This is a genomic window from Pseudomonas sp. DVZ6 (assembly GCF_024259445.1).
Taxonomy (GTDB): Bacteria; Pseudomonadota; Gammaproteobacteria; order Pseudomonadales; family Pseudomonadaceae; genus Aquipseudomonas; species Aquipseudomonas peradeniyensis.
Genome location: NZ_JANCLM010000020.1, coordinates 19,180 through 34,719, shown reverse-complemented (window position 1 = coordinate 34,719; position 15,540 = coordinate 19,180). Strand labels below are relative to the sequence as shown.

Genomic DNA, 15,540 nt, shown 5'->3' with positions numbered 1-15,540 from the left:
AAGCATGACTTCCATCCACCGCAAGACCGCACCCGCTTTGCTCGCCCTCGCCCTGTTCGGCGGTGCGGCGCAGGCCGCGCTGGTACCGCCCCAGGGTTACTACGAGGGCATCGAGAAACTCAAGACCGGCGACGGCAATTTCCGCTGCGAGGCCGCACCCAAGCCCTATACCGGCGCGCTGGTGTTCCGCAGCAAGTACGAAGGCTCGGACAAGGCCCGGGCGACGCTCAATGCCGCCTCGGAAAAAGCCTTTCGCAAATCCACCGAGGACATCACCACCCTCGAGAAGGGCGTGAGCAAGATGGTCGGCCAGTACATGCGCGATGGCCGCCCGGCGCAACTGGACTGCGCACTGACTTGGCTCGACACCTGGGCGCGCGCCGATGCGCTGATGTCCACCGATTACAACCACACCGGCAAGTCCATGCGCAAATGGGCGCTGGGCAGCATGAGCGGGTCGTGGCTGCGCCTGAAGTTCTCCAACTCGCAGCCACTGGCGGCGCACCGGGCCGAGGCCGAGCAGATCGAGAAATGGTTCGTGCGCCTGGCCCGGCAGACCGTGCGTGACTGGAGCGACCTGCCGCTGGAGAAGATCAACAACCACAGCTACTGGGCGGCCTGGTCGGTGATGGCCACTGCGGTGGCCACCGACCGCCAGGACCTCTTCGACTGGGCGGTGAAGGAATACAAGGTCGGCGCCAACCAGGTCGATGAGCAGGGCTTTTTGCCCAACGAGCTCAAGCGCCGCCAGCGTGCCCTGGCCTACCACAACTACGCCCTGCCGCCGCTGGCGATGATCGCCAGCTTCGCCCAGGCCAACGGCGTGGACCTGCGCAAGGAAAACAACTTCGCCCTGCAACGCCTCGGCGAAGGCGTGCTGGCCGGTGCCCGCGATCCTGTTCATTTCAACACCCGCGCCGGCGTGAAGCAGGACCTGAAGGATTTGAAGATCGACAGCAAGTACGCCTGGCTCGAGCCGTGGTGCGCGCTGTACCAGTGCGTCGGCGACACCCTCGAGCGCAAGCATGACATGCAGCCGTTCAACAGCTTCAGGCTGGGTGGGGATGTGACGCGGGTCTATGACCCGAGCGCTGCTTTGAAGAAATAGACAACCCTGTGGGAGCGGGTTTACCCGCGAAAGGGCCAGACCTGCCATGTGCGGTGCCTGTGCCGGCCTCTTCGCGGGTAAACCCGCTCCCACAGGGACCTAGGTATCTCCCACTTTTTTGGTGGGGGGTTTGGGGGGCGCTGTGCCCCGGATGCTGTGAACAACAAGGAGAACCGGGATGGTCTTCTCGTCCAACGTGTTCCTGTTCCTGTTCCTGCCGGTTTTCCTCGGCTTGTACTACGTGAGCGGGAACCGCTATCGCAACCTGCTGCTGCTGGTTGCCAGCTACATCTTCTACGCCTGGTGGCGGGTGGACTTCCTCGCCCTGTTCGCCGGGGTCACCCTGTGGAACTACTGGATCGGCCTGAAGGTCGGCGCCGCCGGCGTGCGCACCAAGCCCGCGCAGCGCTGGCTGCTGCTCGGCGTGGGTGTCGACCTGTGCATCCTCGGCTACTTCAAGTACGCCAACTTCGGCGTCGACAGCCTCAACGCGATCATGACCTCGATGGGGCTGGAGCCGTTCATCCTCACCCACGTGCTGCTGCCGATCGGCATCTCGTTCTACATCTTCGAGTCGATCAGCTACATCATCGACGTGTACCGCGGCGACACCCCGGCCACCCGCAACCTGATCGACTTCGCCGCCTTCGTGGCGATCTTCCCGCACCTGATCGCCGGCCCCGTGCTGCGCTTCAAGGACCTGGTCGACCAGTTCAACAACCGCACCCACACCCTGGACAAGTTCTCCGAAGGCTGCACCCGCTTCATGCAGGGCTTCATCAAGAAAGTGTTCATCGCCGACACCCTGGCGGTGGTCGCCGATCACTGCTTCGCCCTGGAGAACCCCACCACCGGTGACGCCTGGCTCGGCGCCCTGGCCTACACCGCGCAGCTGTACTTCGACTTCTCCGGCTACAGCGACATGGCCATCGGCCTGGGCCTGATGATGGGCTTTCGCTTCATGGAGAACTTCAAGCAGCCCTACATCAGCCAGTCGATCACCGAGTTCTGGCGGCGCTGGCACATCAGCCTGTCGACCTGGCTGCGCGACTACCTGTACATCACCCTGGGCGGCAACCGCAAAGGCACCTTCAACACCTACCGCAACCTGTTCCTGACCATGCTGCTGGGTGGGCTGTGGCACGGCGCCAACTTCACCTACATCATCTGGGGCGCCTGGCACGGCATGTGGCTGGCGATCGAGCGGGCGTTGGGCCTGGACACCAACCCGCAGCGTTTCAACCCGGTGAAATGGGCCTTCACGTTCCTGCTGGTGGTGGTCGGCTGGGTGATCTTCCGCGCCGAGAACCTGCACGTGGCGGCACGCATGTACGGCGCCATGTTCAGCTTCGGCGACTGGCAGCTGTCAGAGCTCAACCGCGCCAACCTCACCGGCCTGCAGGTGGCCACGCTGATCGTCGCCTACCTGACCCTGGCGTTCTTCGGCCTGCGCGACTTCTACCGCAACGCAACGCCAGCACCCAAGGCCACCCCGGTGCAGGTCAACGCCGACGGCTCGGTAGGCCTGGACTGGACGCGGATCATGACCCGCGCCCTGATCCTGCTGCTGTTCACCGCCTCGGTGCTCAAGCTCTCGGCGCAGAGCTACTCACCGTTCCTCTACTTCCAGTTCTGAGGCCCCGATCATGAACCGGACACTTCGCATCACCTATTCGCTGTCGTTCATGGGCCTGCTGGTCGGCCTGGGAGTGGCCTCGCTCGGCGGGCTGGAAAGCTTCAACCGCACAGGGCAGATGACCTTGCTCGACGGCAAGCTGGCCAAGGCCGCCGAGACCCACTACGACGAGCAGTTCCCGATCAAGCGTCTGGGCACCAACCTGTGGGCCGCGCTGGACTTCAAGCTGTTCAACGAAGGCCGTCCCGGCGTGGTGCTGGGCCGCGACCAGTGGCTGTTCAGCGACGAGGAGTTCAAGCCCTCCGCCGGCGCCGAGCAGCTGATGCAGGACAACCTGGCGTTGGTGCGCGGCATCCGCGACGCCCTGCAACGCCACGGCAGCCAGCTGGTGCTGGCGATCGTGCCGGCCAAGGCGCGCCTGTACGCCGAGTACATCGGCAAGGAGACGCCGGCCAGCCTGCACGACGAGCTGTTCAACCGCTTCCACGCCCAGGCGCGCCAGGCCAATGTGTTCGCCCCCGACCTGCTGGCGCCGCTGGAGCAGGCCAAGGCCCGCGGCCAGGTGTTCCTGCGTACCGACACCCACTGGACGCCGATGGGCGCCGAGGTGGTCGCGCAGTCCATCGCCGAAGCAGTCAGCCGCCAGAACCTGCTCGACAGCGAACCCCAGGCGTTCATCACCGAGGCCGGCGCCACCGCGCCGTACAAGGGCGACCTGACCAACTTCCTGCCGCTGGACCCGCTGTTCAGCAACCTGTTGCCGTCCCCGGACAACCTGCAGCAGCGCAAGACTCACCCGGTGCAGGCCGAAGGCGATGACGCGCTGTTCGCCGACAACCAGATCCCGGTGGCGCTGGTGGGCACCAGCTACAGCGCCAACCCGCACTGGAACTTCCTCGGCGCCCTGCAGCAGGCGTTGCACAGCGACGTCGCCAATTACGCCGAGGACGGCCATGGCCCGCTGCTGCCGATGCTCAAGTACCTGCAAAGCGACGCTTTCAAGAACGCCCCGCCACAGGTCGTGGTGTGGGAATTCCCCGAACGGTATCTGCCAATGAAGAACGACCTCAGCGCTTTCGATCCGCAGTGGATCGCGCAGCTGAAGAACTCCCGTCAATCCGAAGAAAACCTGGCCCTGTCGTCCAATCGGACGGACCACTGAAGATAGAGAGGAATACGCACATGACCACCAAGACTTCCATTGCCAAAGCCCTCACCCTCGCCGCCGGCCTGTCCCTGGCCTCGCTGCAGGCCTTCGCCGGCGCCGATGCCGCCCTCTATGGCCCAAGCGCGCCGAAGGGCTCGACCTTCGTGCGCCTGTACAACGCCGCCGGCAGCCCCGCCGCCGCGTCGGTCGGCAACACCCAGATCAAGCAGGTCGGCGCCCAGGCCAGCAGCGACTTCAGCTTCCTGCCCGGCGGTGACTACACCGCCCAGGTCGGCGGCAAGAGCGTCCCGGTGAAACTCGCCGCCGACAAGTACTACACCCTGGTCAACAGCGCCAGCGGCAACCCTCAGCTGATCGAGGAACCGCCGTTCAAGAACAAGCAGAAGGCCCTGGTGCGGGTACAGAACCTCAGCGACCAGTCGCTGACCCTGAAGACCGCCGATGGCAAGACCGAAGTGGTCAGCCCCGTGGCCGCCAAGGGCCGTGGCGAGCGCGAGATCAATCCGGTCAAGGTCAACCTGGCCCTGTATCAAGGCGACAAGAAAGTCGGCGACGTCAAACCCGTCGCCCTGGCGCGCGGCGAAGCCGCCGTGCTGTACGTCACCGGCAGCGGCAGCAGCCTGTCGCCGGTGTGGGTCACCCGTCCCGTAGCCACCAACTGATTCCTGCCCCTTACGACCTTATTGGAGAAACATCATGATCCCGGTAATTCTTTCTGGCGGTAGCGGTTCGCGTCTGTGGCCTCTGTCGCGCAAGCAGTTCCCCAAGCAGTTCCTGGCCCTGACCGGCGAGCACACCTTGTTCCAGCAGACCATCCAGCGCCTGGTGTTCGATGGCATGGACACCCCCATCGTGGTCTGCAACAAGGATCACAAGTTCATCGTCCAGGAGCAGCTGAACGCGCTGAAGCTGGAAACCCAGGCCATCCTCATGGAGCCGTTCGGCCGCAACACCGCGCCGGCGGTGGCCATGACCGCGATGAAGCTGGTCAACGAAGGCCGTGACGAGCTGATGCTGGTACTGCCGGCCGACCACGTGATCGAGGACCAGAAGGCCCTGCAGCGCGCCCTGGCCCTGGCCACCGTGGCCGCCGAGCGCGGCGAGATGGTGCTGTTCGGCGTGCCGGCGACCAAGCCCGAGACCGGCTACGGCTACATCCGCTCGAGCCAGGACGCGCTGCTGCCCGAAGGCGTGGCGCGGGTCGCGCAGTTCGTCGAGAAACCCGACGAGAAGCGCGCCAACGAGTTCGTCCGCGCCGGCGGCTACTTCTGGAACAGCGGCATGTTCCTGTTCCGCGCCAGCCGCTTCCTCGAAGAGCTGAAAAAGCACGACCCGGACATCTACGACACCTGCCTGCTGGCCCTGGAACGCAGCCAGGAGGACGCCGATGCGCTGAGCATCGACGAAGCCACCTTCGCCTGCTGCCCGGACAACTCCATCGACTACGCGGTGATGGAAAAGACCCAGCGCGCCTGCGTGGTACCGCTGTCGGCCGGCTGGAGCGACGTCGGCTGCTGGTCGTCGCTGTGGGACGTGCACGAGAAGGACGCCGACGGCAACGTCACCAAGGGCGACGTGGTGGTGCAGGACAGCCGCAACTGCATGATCCACGGCAACGGCAAGCTGGTGTCGGTGATTGGCCTTGAGAACATCGTGGTGGTCGAGACCAAGGACGCCATGATGATCGCCCACAAGGACAAGGTTCAGGGGGTCAAGCAGCTGGTCAACACCCTCGACGCCCAGGGCCGCACGGAAACCCAGAACCACCTGGAGGTGTACCGCCCGTGGGGCTCGTACGATTCGGTGGACATGGGCGGGCGCTTCCAGGTCAAGCACATCACCGTCAAGCCCGGCGCCAGCCTGTCGCTGCAGATGCACCACCACCGCGCCGAGCACTGGATCGTGGTGTCCGGCACCGCCGAGGTGACCTGCGACGAGAACGTGTTCCTGCTCACCGAGAACCAGTCCACCTATATCCCCATCGCCTCGGTGCACCGCCTGCGCAACCCGGGCAAGATCCCGCTGGAGATCATCGAGGTGCAGTCCGGGAGCTACCTGGGCGAGGATGATATCGAGCGCTTCGAGGATGTGTATGGGCGGACTTCGACGCCGGTGGAACGTGGGGTTTCGGTGAAGACCATCGCGCAGTAAAACGTTGGAACCGCTTCGCGGCACAAGGCCGCTCCTACAGGAGGTTGCGTTCCCTCTGTAGGAGCGGCCTTGTGCCGCGAAAGGAGGGCAAAGCCCTCCCGCTTTTGAGCCAATACCCATTTCCCGCTACGATGATCGAACCCCCGCCACCAAGGCCTGCCCCACCATGATCATCGGCGCCCTGCTCGTCCTCACCTGGCTGGTCCTGCTGCTGCGCTACCCGGCCAAGGCCCTGCCGATTTCCATGGCCGCCGTTTGTGGCCTGGGGCTGGTGGCGCTCTACGTGGTCTGGCAGGACACCCGCGAAGCCTCGCAACTGGCCCGCCTCGATATCCGCCTGGCCTACGCCCCCGAGCAGTGCCCCGCCGACCGCGCCCTGCAGGTGCGCATGAAGAACGGCAACAAGGTCCCGCTCGGCGAACTGCGCTGGCGCGTCGGCGCCTATGCGCCTGGCGATACCGTGAACCTGGCCGAGAACACCTACGCCGCCCCGCGCTATCGTGGCCCCGGCGAATTGCAGCCGGGCGCCGAATGGAGCGATTGCCTGCCATTGCCGCCACTGCGCTCGGGCTATCGGCCACAAACCCTGGAGTTTCGTGCCGAGCATCTGCAAGGTACATTCGCCAATTGATTCGTTGCCCGATCTGGCCTCTTCACGGGTAAACCCGCTTCCACAGGGTTGTGGTGATCCCTGTGGGAGCGGGTTTACCCGCGAAGAGGTCGGCACAGACGACCCACTCCATCTATCGATCACAGGCCCTTTACATGCCCACCGTCCTGATCACCGGTTGTTCCAGCGGCATCGGCCGCGCCCTGGCCGACGCCTTCCGCGATGCCGGCCATGAAGTCTGGGCCACCGCCCGCAAGGCACAGGATGTCGAACAACTGGCCGCTGCCGGCTTCAATGCCCGGCAACTGGACGTGAACGACGCCGAAGCCCTCGCCCGCCTGGCCGAGGAGCTGCAAAGCCTCGACATCCTGATCAACAACGCCGGCTACGGCGCCATGGGCCCGCTGCTCGACGGCGGCGTCGCAGCCATGCGCCAGCAGTTCGAAACCAACGTCTTCGCCCTGATCGGCGTGACCCAGGCACTGTTCCCGCTGCTGCGCCGTTCCCGGGGGCTGGTGGTGAACATCGGCAGTGTGTCGGGTGTGCTGGTGACGCCCTTCGCCGGTGCCTATTGTGCGTCCAAGGCCGCCGTGCACGGGCTGAGCGATGCCCTGCGCCTGGAGCTGGCGCCTTTCGGAATCAGGGTCATGGAGGTGCAGCCGGGCGCGATCGCCTCGCAGTTCGCCAGCAATGCGCAGCAGCAGGCCGAGCAGGTGCTGGCGAGCGGTTCGCCGTGGTGGCCGTTGCGCGAACAGGTACAGGCGCGGGCGCGAGCGTCGCAGGACCGGCCGACGTCGGCGGCGGTGTTCGCCCAGAGGTTGCTGGCGGCGACGCGCAAATCGCCTGTGCCTGCACTGGTGCGTATCGGCAATGGCAGCACGGCCCTGCCGTTGATGGCCCGGCTGTTGCCACAGCGCCTGCTGGATTGGGTATTGCGCAAGCGCTTCGGATTGTTGCGACCGCTCTGACGTCGTCGCGGGGCAAGCCCGCTCCCACGGGGGCTCCCAGGTATGCGTGGAAGCGGGCTTGCCCCGCGATGCTGCTCAGACCTGGTCGAACGCCTGCCAGCCACCGCCCAGCGCCTTGTACAGCCCCACCAGCGCCTGCGACACCGCCGCCGAGCTGTCGATCCACTGCTCCTCGCTGGCCAGCAACGCCGACTGCACCGTCAGCACGTTGAGAAAGTCCACCGCCCCTTCCACATACTGGCGCTGCGCGGTCTCCAGGGCGATGCGGTTCTGCCGCACCGCCTCGGCCAGGTGATCGCGACGCAACTGGCTGGCGTTGTACAGGCGCAGCACATCGTCGATCTCATGCCAGGCGCCGAGCACCACCTTGCGGTAGTTCAGCGCCGCTTCCTGCTGCTGGGCCTCGCGCAGCTCCAGCTGGCCCTTGAGCCGTCCGCCCTCGAAGATCGGCAACGACAACTGCGGCCCGAAGGCGAAGCGGCGCGAATCCCAGGCGCCGAAATCGGACAGTTGCATGGCCTGGAAACCGACACTTCCGGACAGGCGGATGCTCGGATAGAAATCGGCCTTGGCCACGCCGATGCTGGCGGTGGCCGCATGCAACCGGGCCTCGGCCTGGCGGATATCCGGACGGCGCTCGGCCAGCTCCGACGGCACGCCGATGGCAAAGCGCTGCTGCGGCGCGGGCAATTCGCCGCCCTGCAGCAGCTGGGACTGCAAGCTGCGCGGCGGTTCGGCGGCAAGCAGGCTAAGGGCATTGATCAGGTCGTCGCGGCGGGCCTCCAAGGTCGGCAGGCGCGCCTCGATCGACGCCACCTGGGCGCTGGCCTGGGCGACGTCGAGCCGGGTGGCGACACCTTCGGCCTGGCGGCCTTCGGACAGCTTCAGGCTGTGCCGGGCAACCTTGAGGTTGTCCTGGGTGATGTCCAGGGTGTGCTGCACGGCGCGCAGCTGGATGTAGTTGCCGGCGGTCTCCGACAGCAGCGCCAGCAGCACGCCACGGCGATCGTTCTCGGCGACCGCCACGGTCGCATCGGCGGCCTCGACTTGACGGCGCACACGCCCCCACAGGTCCAGTTCCCAACCGGCGACCAGATCGCCTTGCCACAAGTTATACGCCGACTTGCCGGCCTTGCCGGAGGGGTCGTTCAATCCTTCGGCGCTGTTACGCGCCCGGCTGTAGCCTGCGTTTGCATCCACCGAAGGCATCTCGTCGGCCGCCACGGTGCTACGCAAGGCGCGGCTTTGCAGCAGGCGGGCGCTGGCCATCTGCAGGTCGAGATTGCGTTCGGCGACCTGCTGGATCAACGCGCTCAGCTGGGCGTCGTGAAAGCTGTCCCACCAGCGCAGTTCCAGCGGTTCAGCTACCGGCTGGCTGGCCGCTGCCTCACTTTGCAACGAGGCCCAATCCCGAGGCGCTTCGCTGGACGGGCTCTGGAAATCCGGTCCGAGGGTGCAGCCGGCCAGCATCGCGGCCAGCAGCAAGGGGGCCGCTGCGCGCCCCTTTCGCGGCGCAAGACCGCTCCTACAAAGGATCGCGGTCGCCTGTAGGAGCGGCCTTGTGCCGCGAAAGGGCTGCGCAGCAGCCCCGGCACTCTCAATTTTTTCAACCACATTGCTCATCGCGCCGTCACCTCTTTAACGGCCAGCTTGTCGCCCTGGGTATCGATGACCGCCTCCACCGACATGCCCACCCGCAGGCGCTCCAACAACGGCTGGCCATCGTCAAAGACAATCTTCACCGGAATACGCTGCACCACCTTGGTGAAGTTGCCGGTGGCGTTGTCCGGTTTCACTGCCGCGAAGGTCACCCCCGTGGCCGGGGCGATGCTCTCGACGCGGCCGTGGAGTTTCTCGCCGGAAAAGGTATCGACGCTGATGCTCACCGGCTGGCCCGGCTGAACGTGGGTCAGCTGGGTCTCCTGGAAATTGCCGACGATGTAGGCGCGCTCCAGCGGCACCACCGACAACAGTCGTGCGCCCGGATTGACGTAGGCGCCGACGCGCAGGGCGCGCTCACCGACCATGCCGTCCACCGGCGCAGCAATGCGGGTGTAGGAAAGATCCAGCCGGGCTTTCTCCAGGCCGGCCTCGGCCCGTTTCAGCTGGCCATCGGCACTGGCCACCTGGGCGTCGAGGATATCCACCTGCTTGCGCGTCGCCACCAGCGCCGCCTGGGTGTTGGCCAGCCGGGCACGGGCCTGGTCAACGCCGCTGCGCGCCTGCTGGGCGTTCTGCACGGTGCCGGCGCCCTGCTCGGCCAGGCGGCTGTAGCGGGTCACTTCGTGATCGGCGAACGCGGCCTCGGCCTGGGCCGCCTTCACCGCGGCCTCGGCCTGGGCGATCAGCGCCGCCTGGCGCTCGAGGGTGGCGCGGGCATCCAGGCTCTGCGCCCTGGCCACCAGCAACTGGGCCTGGGCCGCGTCGAGGGCGGCCTGGTAGTCCCGTGGGTCGATGGTCGCCAGTAACTGCCCGGCCTTCACCTGCTGGTTGTCCTCCACCAGCACTTCCTTGATGAAGCCCGCCACCTTCGGCGCGACCACGGTGTAGTCGGCGGTCACGTAGGCGTCGTTGGTGCTCTGGCGGTGGTCGCTGCCGAACATCCAGGGGCCGACGATGGCGGCCAGCACGGCCACGGCGAGCACCGAGCCGATAAGGATTGTCTTGCGGTTGTTGGTCATTTCAAGGTCTCGGATTCATCCACGGATTCAGGCCACCGCACGCGGCGGGAAGATCCGGGTAGGCACGAAGGGGATCAGGCAGATCAGGGCGACAGCGATGCCCGCCATCACCAGGTAAAGGTCGGCCGAGGTCAGCACCAGGGCCTGTTCATGGATGCGCTTGGCCAGGCCAACGGTGTTGTCGTCGATCAATGGCGCGTTGCCCAGGCTGTCGACCAGGTGGTTGGAATGAAAATGCCGGCGCAGGGTACCCAGGGCGTCGAGCAGACCGCCGGCGATCACCGCCGACAGGCCCTTGACCGTGTTGAACCAGGCGGAGGCGAACGGGCCTTCCTGCGGGGTCATGCCATTGGTGGAAAGCATCAGCAGCGGCAGCACCGCCATGGGTTGGCCGAACACCTGCAGCAGGTAGAACGGATAGAAATCGCCGCGGATCCACTGCGAGGTCAGCAGGCTGCTGCCCACGCACGAGACCGCCAGCATGGCCAGGCCCGTCGCCAGCACCCAGCGGCAGTCCACCGCGCGGATGTTGCACAGCGCTGCGGTCAACGGCAGGGCGATCAGCTGCGGCATGGCCACCAGCATCATCAACGGGCTGGTCTGCGCCGGGCGATAGCCCTGGATCTGCGCCAGGTAGGCGGACGGAATGCTGCCCACCCCCGAAAGCACGATCAGCACCCCGGCCAGGGTCACCAGAGCGAAGCTCAGGTTGCGCCGCGTGAGCATGCGCAACTGGAAGAACGGCAGCGGCTCGGACCATTCGTTGAACATGAACAGCACCAGCAGCAACACGCCGCCGCCGAGCAGCCAGCAGATCAGCGGCGAGTCGAACCAGCCCCAGCGGTCGCCCAGCGACAGGCCGAGGACGATGCAACTGATCGCCGGCAGGCCGAGCAGCACGCCGCGCCAGTCCAGCTGCCTGAAGCGCTCGAGGCGCAGCGGATCCTGGGGCAGGCCCCAGCCGACGCAGGCGATCGCCAGCAGCGACGGCAGGATGATCTGCCAGAACGCCCATTGCCAGCCGACGTATTCAGTCCACAGGCCCGCCAACGGCGTGCCCAGGTTCGGTCCGAAGGTGGCGGTCAGGGCATAGCAGGCCAGGCCGTAGACCTTGATGCCCGGCGGCAGGAAACGCAGCGCCACGCTCATCAGCATCGGCGGCAAGGCGCCCGAGGCGAAGCCTTGCAGCACGCGCAGCAGCATCAGGCTGTGCAGGTTGGGGGCGAAGGGTTGGATCAGGCCAAGCACGGCGAACAGGCCGACGGCGCTCATGGTGAAGCGGCGCAACGAGAAGGTGGTGGCCAGCCAGGGCGCGAAGGCCATGGCCGAGACCGAGGCGGCGGCATACACCGCCAGCAGCCAGGCGCCTTCGTCAGCGCCGATGCCCATGGCACCACGGATGTCGCTTAGCGAAATCTTGGTCACCGCCTCGTTGAGCCCGGCGCACAGCACCGCTAGCAACACGCCGAACAGGCCGACCACCACCCGCAGGCCGAACGCCGTCTGCGCAGGGGCGACCAGCGCGGCAGTAGGCGCGGTCAGGGAACTCATGGATAGACATCTCCAGCAACAAATTCAGGGCTGGAGCAAGTCTATGAAGGTCGAATGCTGACGAAAACTGACTTGTTGGCAGGTTTATGTTGCGTCAGACGCAATCCATGAAAAATGCGCATCACCTGTAGGAGCGGCCTTGTGCCGCGAAAGGGCTGCAAAGCAGCCCCGGCGATTTTTGCGTTAACGCCGACATCCGGGGGCCGCGTTGCGCCCCTTTCGCGGCACAAGGCCGCTCCTACAGGTTAGCTGGCGTGGGCTCGCCCGCGCAGCAGGCGCGCATGGTCTGGCGCAGCCAGCGATGCGCCGGGTCGTTGTCGAAACGCGGATGCCAGGCCTGCATCACCCGCACCCGCTCCAGCGGCACCGGGATCTCGAACGATCGCAGCGGCAGGCCGAACTTGGTCACGCTGCCGAGGATGTTCGCCGGCATCGGCAGGATCAGGTCCGACTCCGGCAACGAGAACATCGCCGAATGAAAGCTCGGCGTGATCAGCGCCACCCTGCGCTGCACGCCATGGGCGCCCAGCTCCACGTCGATCGGCCCATTGGCCCGCCCGCGCCGCGACACACTGATCTGCGGGTAGCGGGCAAAGCGCTGTGGGGTGATCTCGGCGTCGAAGATCGGGTGGTCGGCCCGCGCCAGCCCGACGAACCAGGTGTCGAACAGGCTCTGCACCTTGATCTCCGGTCCCATGTCGATGCTCGAACTGACCACCAGGTCGATCTGCCCGTGGCGCAGCACCAGGTCATCGTCGCCCTGGTGCTCGGGGACGAAGCGCAGCACGGTGTTCGGTGCCTGTTCGAGCATCATGTGCAGCAGGCGCGCACCGTACAGGGCGATGAACAGGTCGTTGGTACGGATGTTGAAGGCCCGGTCGAGGTTCGGCAGGTCGACCTCGTCGCCACTGCGAAACACCAGACCGGCCTGCTCCACCAGCGCCCGTACCTGGTCGCGCAGGGCCAGTGCCCGGGGCGTCGGTACCAGGCCACGGCCGGCGCGCACCAGGATCGGGTCGCCCATGGCCTCGCGGATGCGCCCCAGCGTGCGGCTCATGGCCGCCGGGCTCAGGTTCATGCGCTGGGCAGCGCCGACCACGCTGCCTTCGTCGAGCAGGGCGTCGAGGGCGACGAGCAGGTTCATGTCCGGGAGTTGCATGGCCGTTTTCCGTGACAGCTGTGGGAAACGCGATGGTATCAGGTTGGTGGATTGCGTCAGGCGCAATGGCACCGTGCATGGAGGGCCATTTATCCCGGCCGGTCGATGCGTCAACCTGTACCGGCCCTCTCGCGGGGCAAGCCCGCTCCCACGCCATTCGCAAAACACTCGTGGGAGCGGGCTTGCCCCGCGATAGGGAGATCCAGCGTTTAAGAATGTCACCGCCCTGCAAGGAACCCCCATGCCCCGCCCGGTCCTGATTGCCATCGACGCCTCCCCCGCCAGCCACGCCCTGCTCGACCTCGCCCGTCGCTACTGCCGCCCTGACGAACACACCCTGCACGTGCTGCTGGCCATCGACTCTACCTTTGCCGTGCACGACCACCGTACGGCCTACACCGAAGAAGAGCTGGAGGAATACCCCGCCGCCTGCGACGAACAGCAATTGGCCGAGCACGCCGTGAACAGCGCCGTGGGCACCCTGCGCGAAGCCGGGTTCGACAGCCTGGGCTGCATGGTGGCCGGCCAGCCGGTGGAGGCGATCATCACCAAGGCCCGAGAGCTTGAATGCGAGCTGATCATCATTGGCCACCGCCACCTGTCGCGGGTCGGAAGGCTGCTGGATCCGTCAATCAGTGCCAAGGTGATCGACCGGGTACAAGTCCCAGTGCTGGTTGGGGCCGCTTGAGCCAGGAAAGCCGTTGATCAGGCAGGACACACCAGGTAATGCACTCGCATTACCTTGATCGATATTACCCCTCGCGGACCTACGATCATGGCCACTACCTTCGAAGCCGAGTCGACCCTGACCGAGCGCTACCAGACGACGGTCCCCGAAACCGTTCGCCGTGCCTTGGGCCTGAAAAAACGTGACAAGATTCACTACTCGATCCGCCCTGACGGAGCGGTAATACTGACCCGCGCAGAGACAGCCGAGGAAGACCCCGCCGTGGGGCAGTTCCTGGATTTCCTGGCCCGGGATATCGCCACGAATCCGCAACGATTGAAGGTTGTCGATGCAGAGCTCGTCGCTCGCCTGGATGCACTGGTGGGCGACGTTGAAATCGATCTCGATCAACCTCTCTCGGCGGATGATGAATGACTGAAACGAGGCGCAAACCTCTTTGCGTGCATGGCTGGAGCGTGTTCGCCCACCCCCTCTTTCTCGACAAACTGGAGGCACTCATCGATGAAGTCGAAGTGCTTCAGAAGAAGGATCCGGTCGGCTACGTAAAGAAAAATGCGGCAAAACGATTGAAGGCCGTCAGACGCTTGGCCTTCGACGTCATTGCCCAGGCGCCTGGCAACGCTGACCATCGAATGGGCGGCACACTGGGCGCGGAACACAAGCACTGGTTTCGTGCAAAGTTCTTCCAGCAATACCGCTTGTTTTATCGCTATCACGCCTCCAGCAAGATCATCGTGTTGGCGTGGGTGAACGATGACGACAGCAAACACGCTTACGAAAGCAGTGACGATGCCTACAGAGTGTTCCGTCGCATGCTGGGCAGCGGACACCCTCCTGATGACTGGGACCAACTGTTGCAGGAAGCGACCGCGGCAACAGCTCGATTCAACGCCACCCTCAAGCGCTGACACCTGCCCACCAATCCATCAACGGCGTCAGCGCAAGAACCGGATCATTCCTCGCTCGGTTTAACCACCACCGTACAGGTCGTCCCAGCCGCCAGCAGGAATCCTTCCGGCACTTCATCGATATGGATCCGCACCGGCACCCGCTGCGCCAGGCGCACCCAGTTGAAGGTTGGGTTCACATCGGCGATCAGCTCACGACTCTGCGGGTTGTCGCGGTCGTAGATGCCCCGGGCGATGCTCTCCACATGCCCCTTGATCCGCTCGCCGCTCATCATCTGCAGCTCGGCCACATCGCCCACCTTCACATGGGGCAACTTGGTCTCCTCGAAAAAGCCGTACACCCAGAACGACTGCTCATCCACCACCGCCATCACCGCCTCGCCGGTGCGGGCGTAGTCGCCCTTGTGGATGTTCAGGTTGGTCACGTAGCCATCGACGGTGGCGACGATCTGCGTGCGCTTGAGGTTCAGCTCGGCGGCCGCCAGCTGGGCCTGGGCGTGCTGGTAGTCGGCCAGTGCCGAGTCGGCGATGTTGCTGGCGTCGTCGCGGTTCTCTTTCGAGATCACCAGGTTGTCCAGATCGGCACGGCGCTTGGCATTCACCTTGCGCATCTCCCAGGTGGCCTTGCGCGAGGCCACCAGTGCCTTGGCCTGGTCCACCGCCAACTGGTAGTGCTCGGCATCGATGCGGATCAGCACATCGCCCTTCTTCACTCGCTGGTTGTCCTTGACCGGCACGTCCACCACATAGCCCGGCACATCGGCGGCGACGTTGATGATGTCGGCGCGCACCCGGCCGTCACGGGTCCACGGCGTGGTCATGTAGTGCAGCCACAGCTGACGGCCGATCGCCACGGCAGCGACCAGCACCAGCAGGGTGGCGATCAGGCTGAAGAACTTTTTCATTGCAGGA

15 protein-coding genes are annotated in these 15,540 nt (G+C 65.4%); 10 read left to right on the top strand and 5 right to left on the bottom strand.

Annotated elements, in window-relative coordinates; translation table 11 throughout:
* The first annotated feature begins 4 nt into the window (after window positions 1-4).
* From NMG10_RS13440 to NMG10_RS13410, 7 genes are all read left to right on the top strand, one after another.
* Window positions 5-1,108, top strand: coding sequence for a mannuronate-specific alginate lyase (locus tag NMG10_RS13440; RefSeq protein WP_203650667.1), 1,104 nt, complete (start codon window positions 5-7; stop codon window positions 1,106-1,108).
* Between the two features lie 178 nt (window positions 1,109-1,286).
* Window positions 1,287-2,744: an MBOAT family protein gene (locus tag NMG10_RS13435; RefSeq protein WP_234561614.1), complete on the top strand. Its 1,458-nt coding sequence runs from the start codon at window positions 1,287-1,289 to the stop codon at window positions 2,742-2,744.
* A gap of 10 nt (window positions 2,745-2,754) precedes the next feature.
* Complete coding sequence (locus tag NMG10_RS13430; RefSeq protein WP_254464517.1) at window positions 2,755-3,906, top strand: alginate O-acetyltransferase; 1,152 nt, start codon at window positions 2,755-2,757, stop codon at window positions 3,904-3,906.
* Between the two features lie 20 nt (window positions 3,907-3,926).
* Entirely contained in the window at window positions 3,927-4,574 is a 648-nt protein-coding gene (locus NMG10_RS13425) for an alginate O-acetyltransferase AlgF (protein ID WP_203650648.1), read from the top strand.
* Window positions 4,575-4,608: 34 nt separating this feature from the next.
* Entirely contained in the window at window positions 4,609-6,063 is a 1,455-nt protein-coding gene (locus tag NMG10_RS13420) for a mannose-1-phosphate guanylyltransferase/mannose-6-phosphate isomerase (RefSeq protein ID WP_203650646.1), read from the top strand.
* A gap of 166 nt (window positions 6,064-6,229) precedes the next feature.
* Complete coding sequence (locus tag NMG10_RS13415) at window positions 6,230-6,694, top strand: multidrug transporter (RefSeq protein WP_232855686.1); 465 nt, start codon at window positions 6,230-6,232, stop codon at window positions 6,692-6,694.
* A 134-nt stretch (window positions 6,695-6,828) separates the two neighbouring features.
* Window positions 6,829-7,641: an SDR family oxidoreductase gene (locus tag NMG10_RS13410; RefSeq protein WP_232855687.1), complete on the top strand. Its 813-nt coding sequence runs from the start codon at window positions 6,829-6,831 to the stop codon at window positions 7,639-7,641.
* Between the two features lie 75 nt (window positions 7,642-7,716).
* On the opposite strand, the gene NMG10_RS13405 is transcribed toward NMG10_RS13410, so the two are convergent.
* From NMG10_RS13405 to NMG10_RS13390, 4 genes are all read right to left on the bottom strand, one after another.
* A complete protein-coding gene (locus NMG10_RS13405; RefSeq protein WP_232855759.1) occupies window positions 7,717-9,111 on the bottom strand; it encodes an efflux transporter outer membrane subunit in 1,395 nt (464 codons plus the stop codon).
* A 149-nt stretch (window positions 9,112-9,260) separates the two neighbouring features.
* Entirely contained in the window at window positions 9,261-10,322 is a 1,062-nt protein-coding gene (locus NMG10_RS13400) for an HlyD family secretion protein (RefSeq protein WP_232855688.1), read from the bottom strand.
* 27 nt (window positions 10,323-10,349) lie between these two features.
* The gene (locus NMG10_RS13395) at window positions 10,350-11,873 is read right to left on the bottom strand and encodes an MFS transporter (RefSeq protein WP_203650638.1); all 1,524 of its coding nucleotides are present in this window, start codon (window positions 11,871-11,873) and stop codon (window positions 10,350-10,352) included.
* 238 nt (window positions 11,874-12,111) lie between these two features.
* Complete coding sequence (locus NMG10_RS13390; RefSeq protein ID WP_232855689.1) at window positions 12,112-13,032, bottom strand: LysR family transcriptional regulator; 921 nt, start codon at window positions 13,030-13,032, stop codon at window positions 12,112-12,114.
* A gap of 241 nt (window positions 13,033-13,273) precedes the next feature.
* Here NMG10_RS13390 and NMG10_RS13385 point away from each other — a divergent pair, with 241 nt between their 5' ends.
* The 3 genes from NMG10_RS13385 (at window position 13,274) to NMG10_RS13375 (ending at window position 14,628) form a co-directional block, all read left to right on the top strand.
* Window positions 13,274-13,720: a universal stress protein gene (locus NMG10_RS13385; protein WP_234561619.1), complete on the top strand. Its 447-nt coding sequence runs from the start codon at window positions 13,274-13,276 to the stop codon at window positions 13,718-13,720.
* Between the two features lie 87 nt (window positions 13,721-13,807).
* Entirely contained in the window at window positions 13,808-14,134 is a 327-nt protein-coding gene (locus NMG10_RS13380) for a type II toxin-antitoxin system PrlF family antitoxin (protein WP_050704328.1), read from the top strand.
* Window positions 14,131-14,628: a type II toxin-antitoxin system YhaV family toxin gene (locus NMG10_RS13375; RefSeq protein ID WP_203650632.1), complete on the top strand. Its 498-nt coding sequence runs from the start codon at window positions 14,131-14,133 to the stop codon at window positions 14,626-14,628. The genes NMG10_RS13380 and NMG10_RS13375 overlap by 4 nt, the downstream gene beginning before the upstream one ends.
* Window positions 14,629-14,672: 44 nt before the next feature.
* On the opposite strand, the gene NMG10_RS13370 is transcribed toward NMG10_RS13375, so the two are convergent.
* A complete protein-coding gene (locus tag NMG10_RS13370; protein WP_254464516.1) occupies window positions 14,673-15,533 on the bottom strand; it encodes an HlyD family secretion protein in 861 nt (286 codons plus the stop codon).
* Window positions 15,534-15,540: the final 7 nt, after the last annotated feature.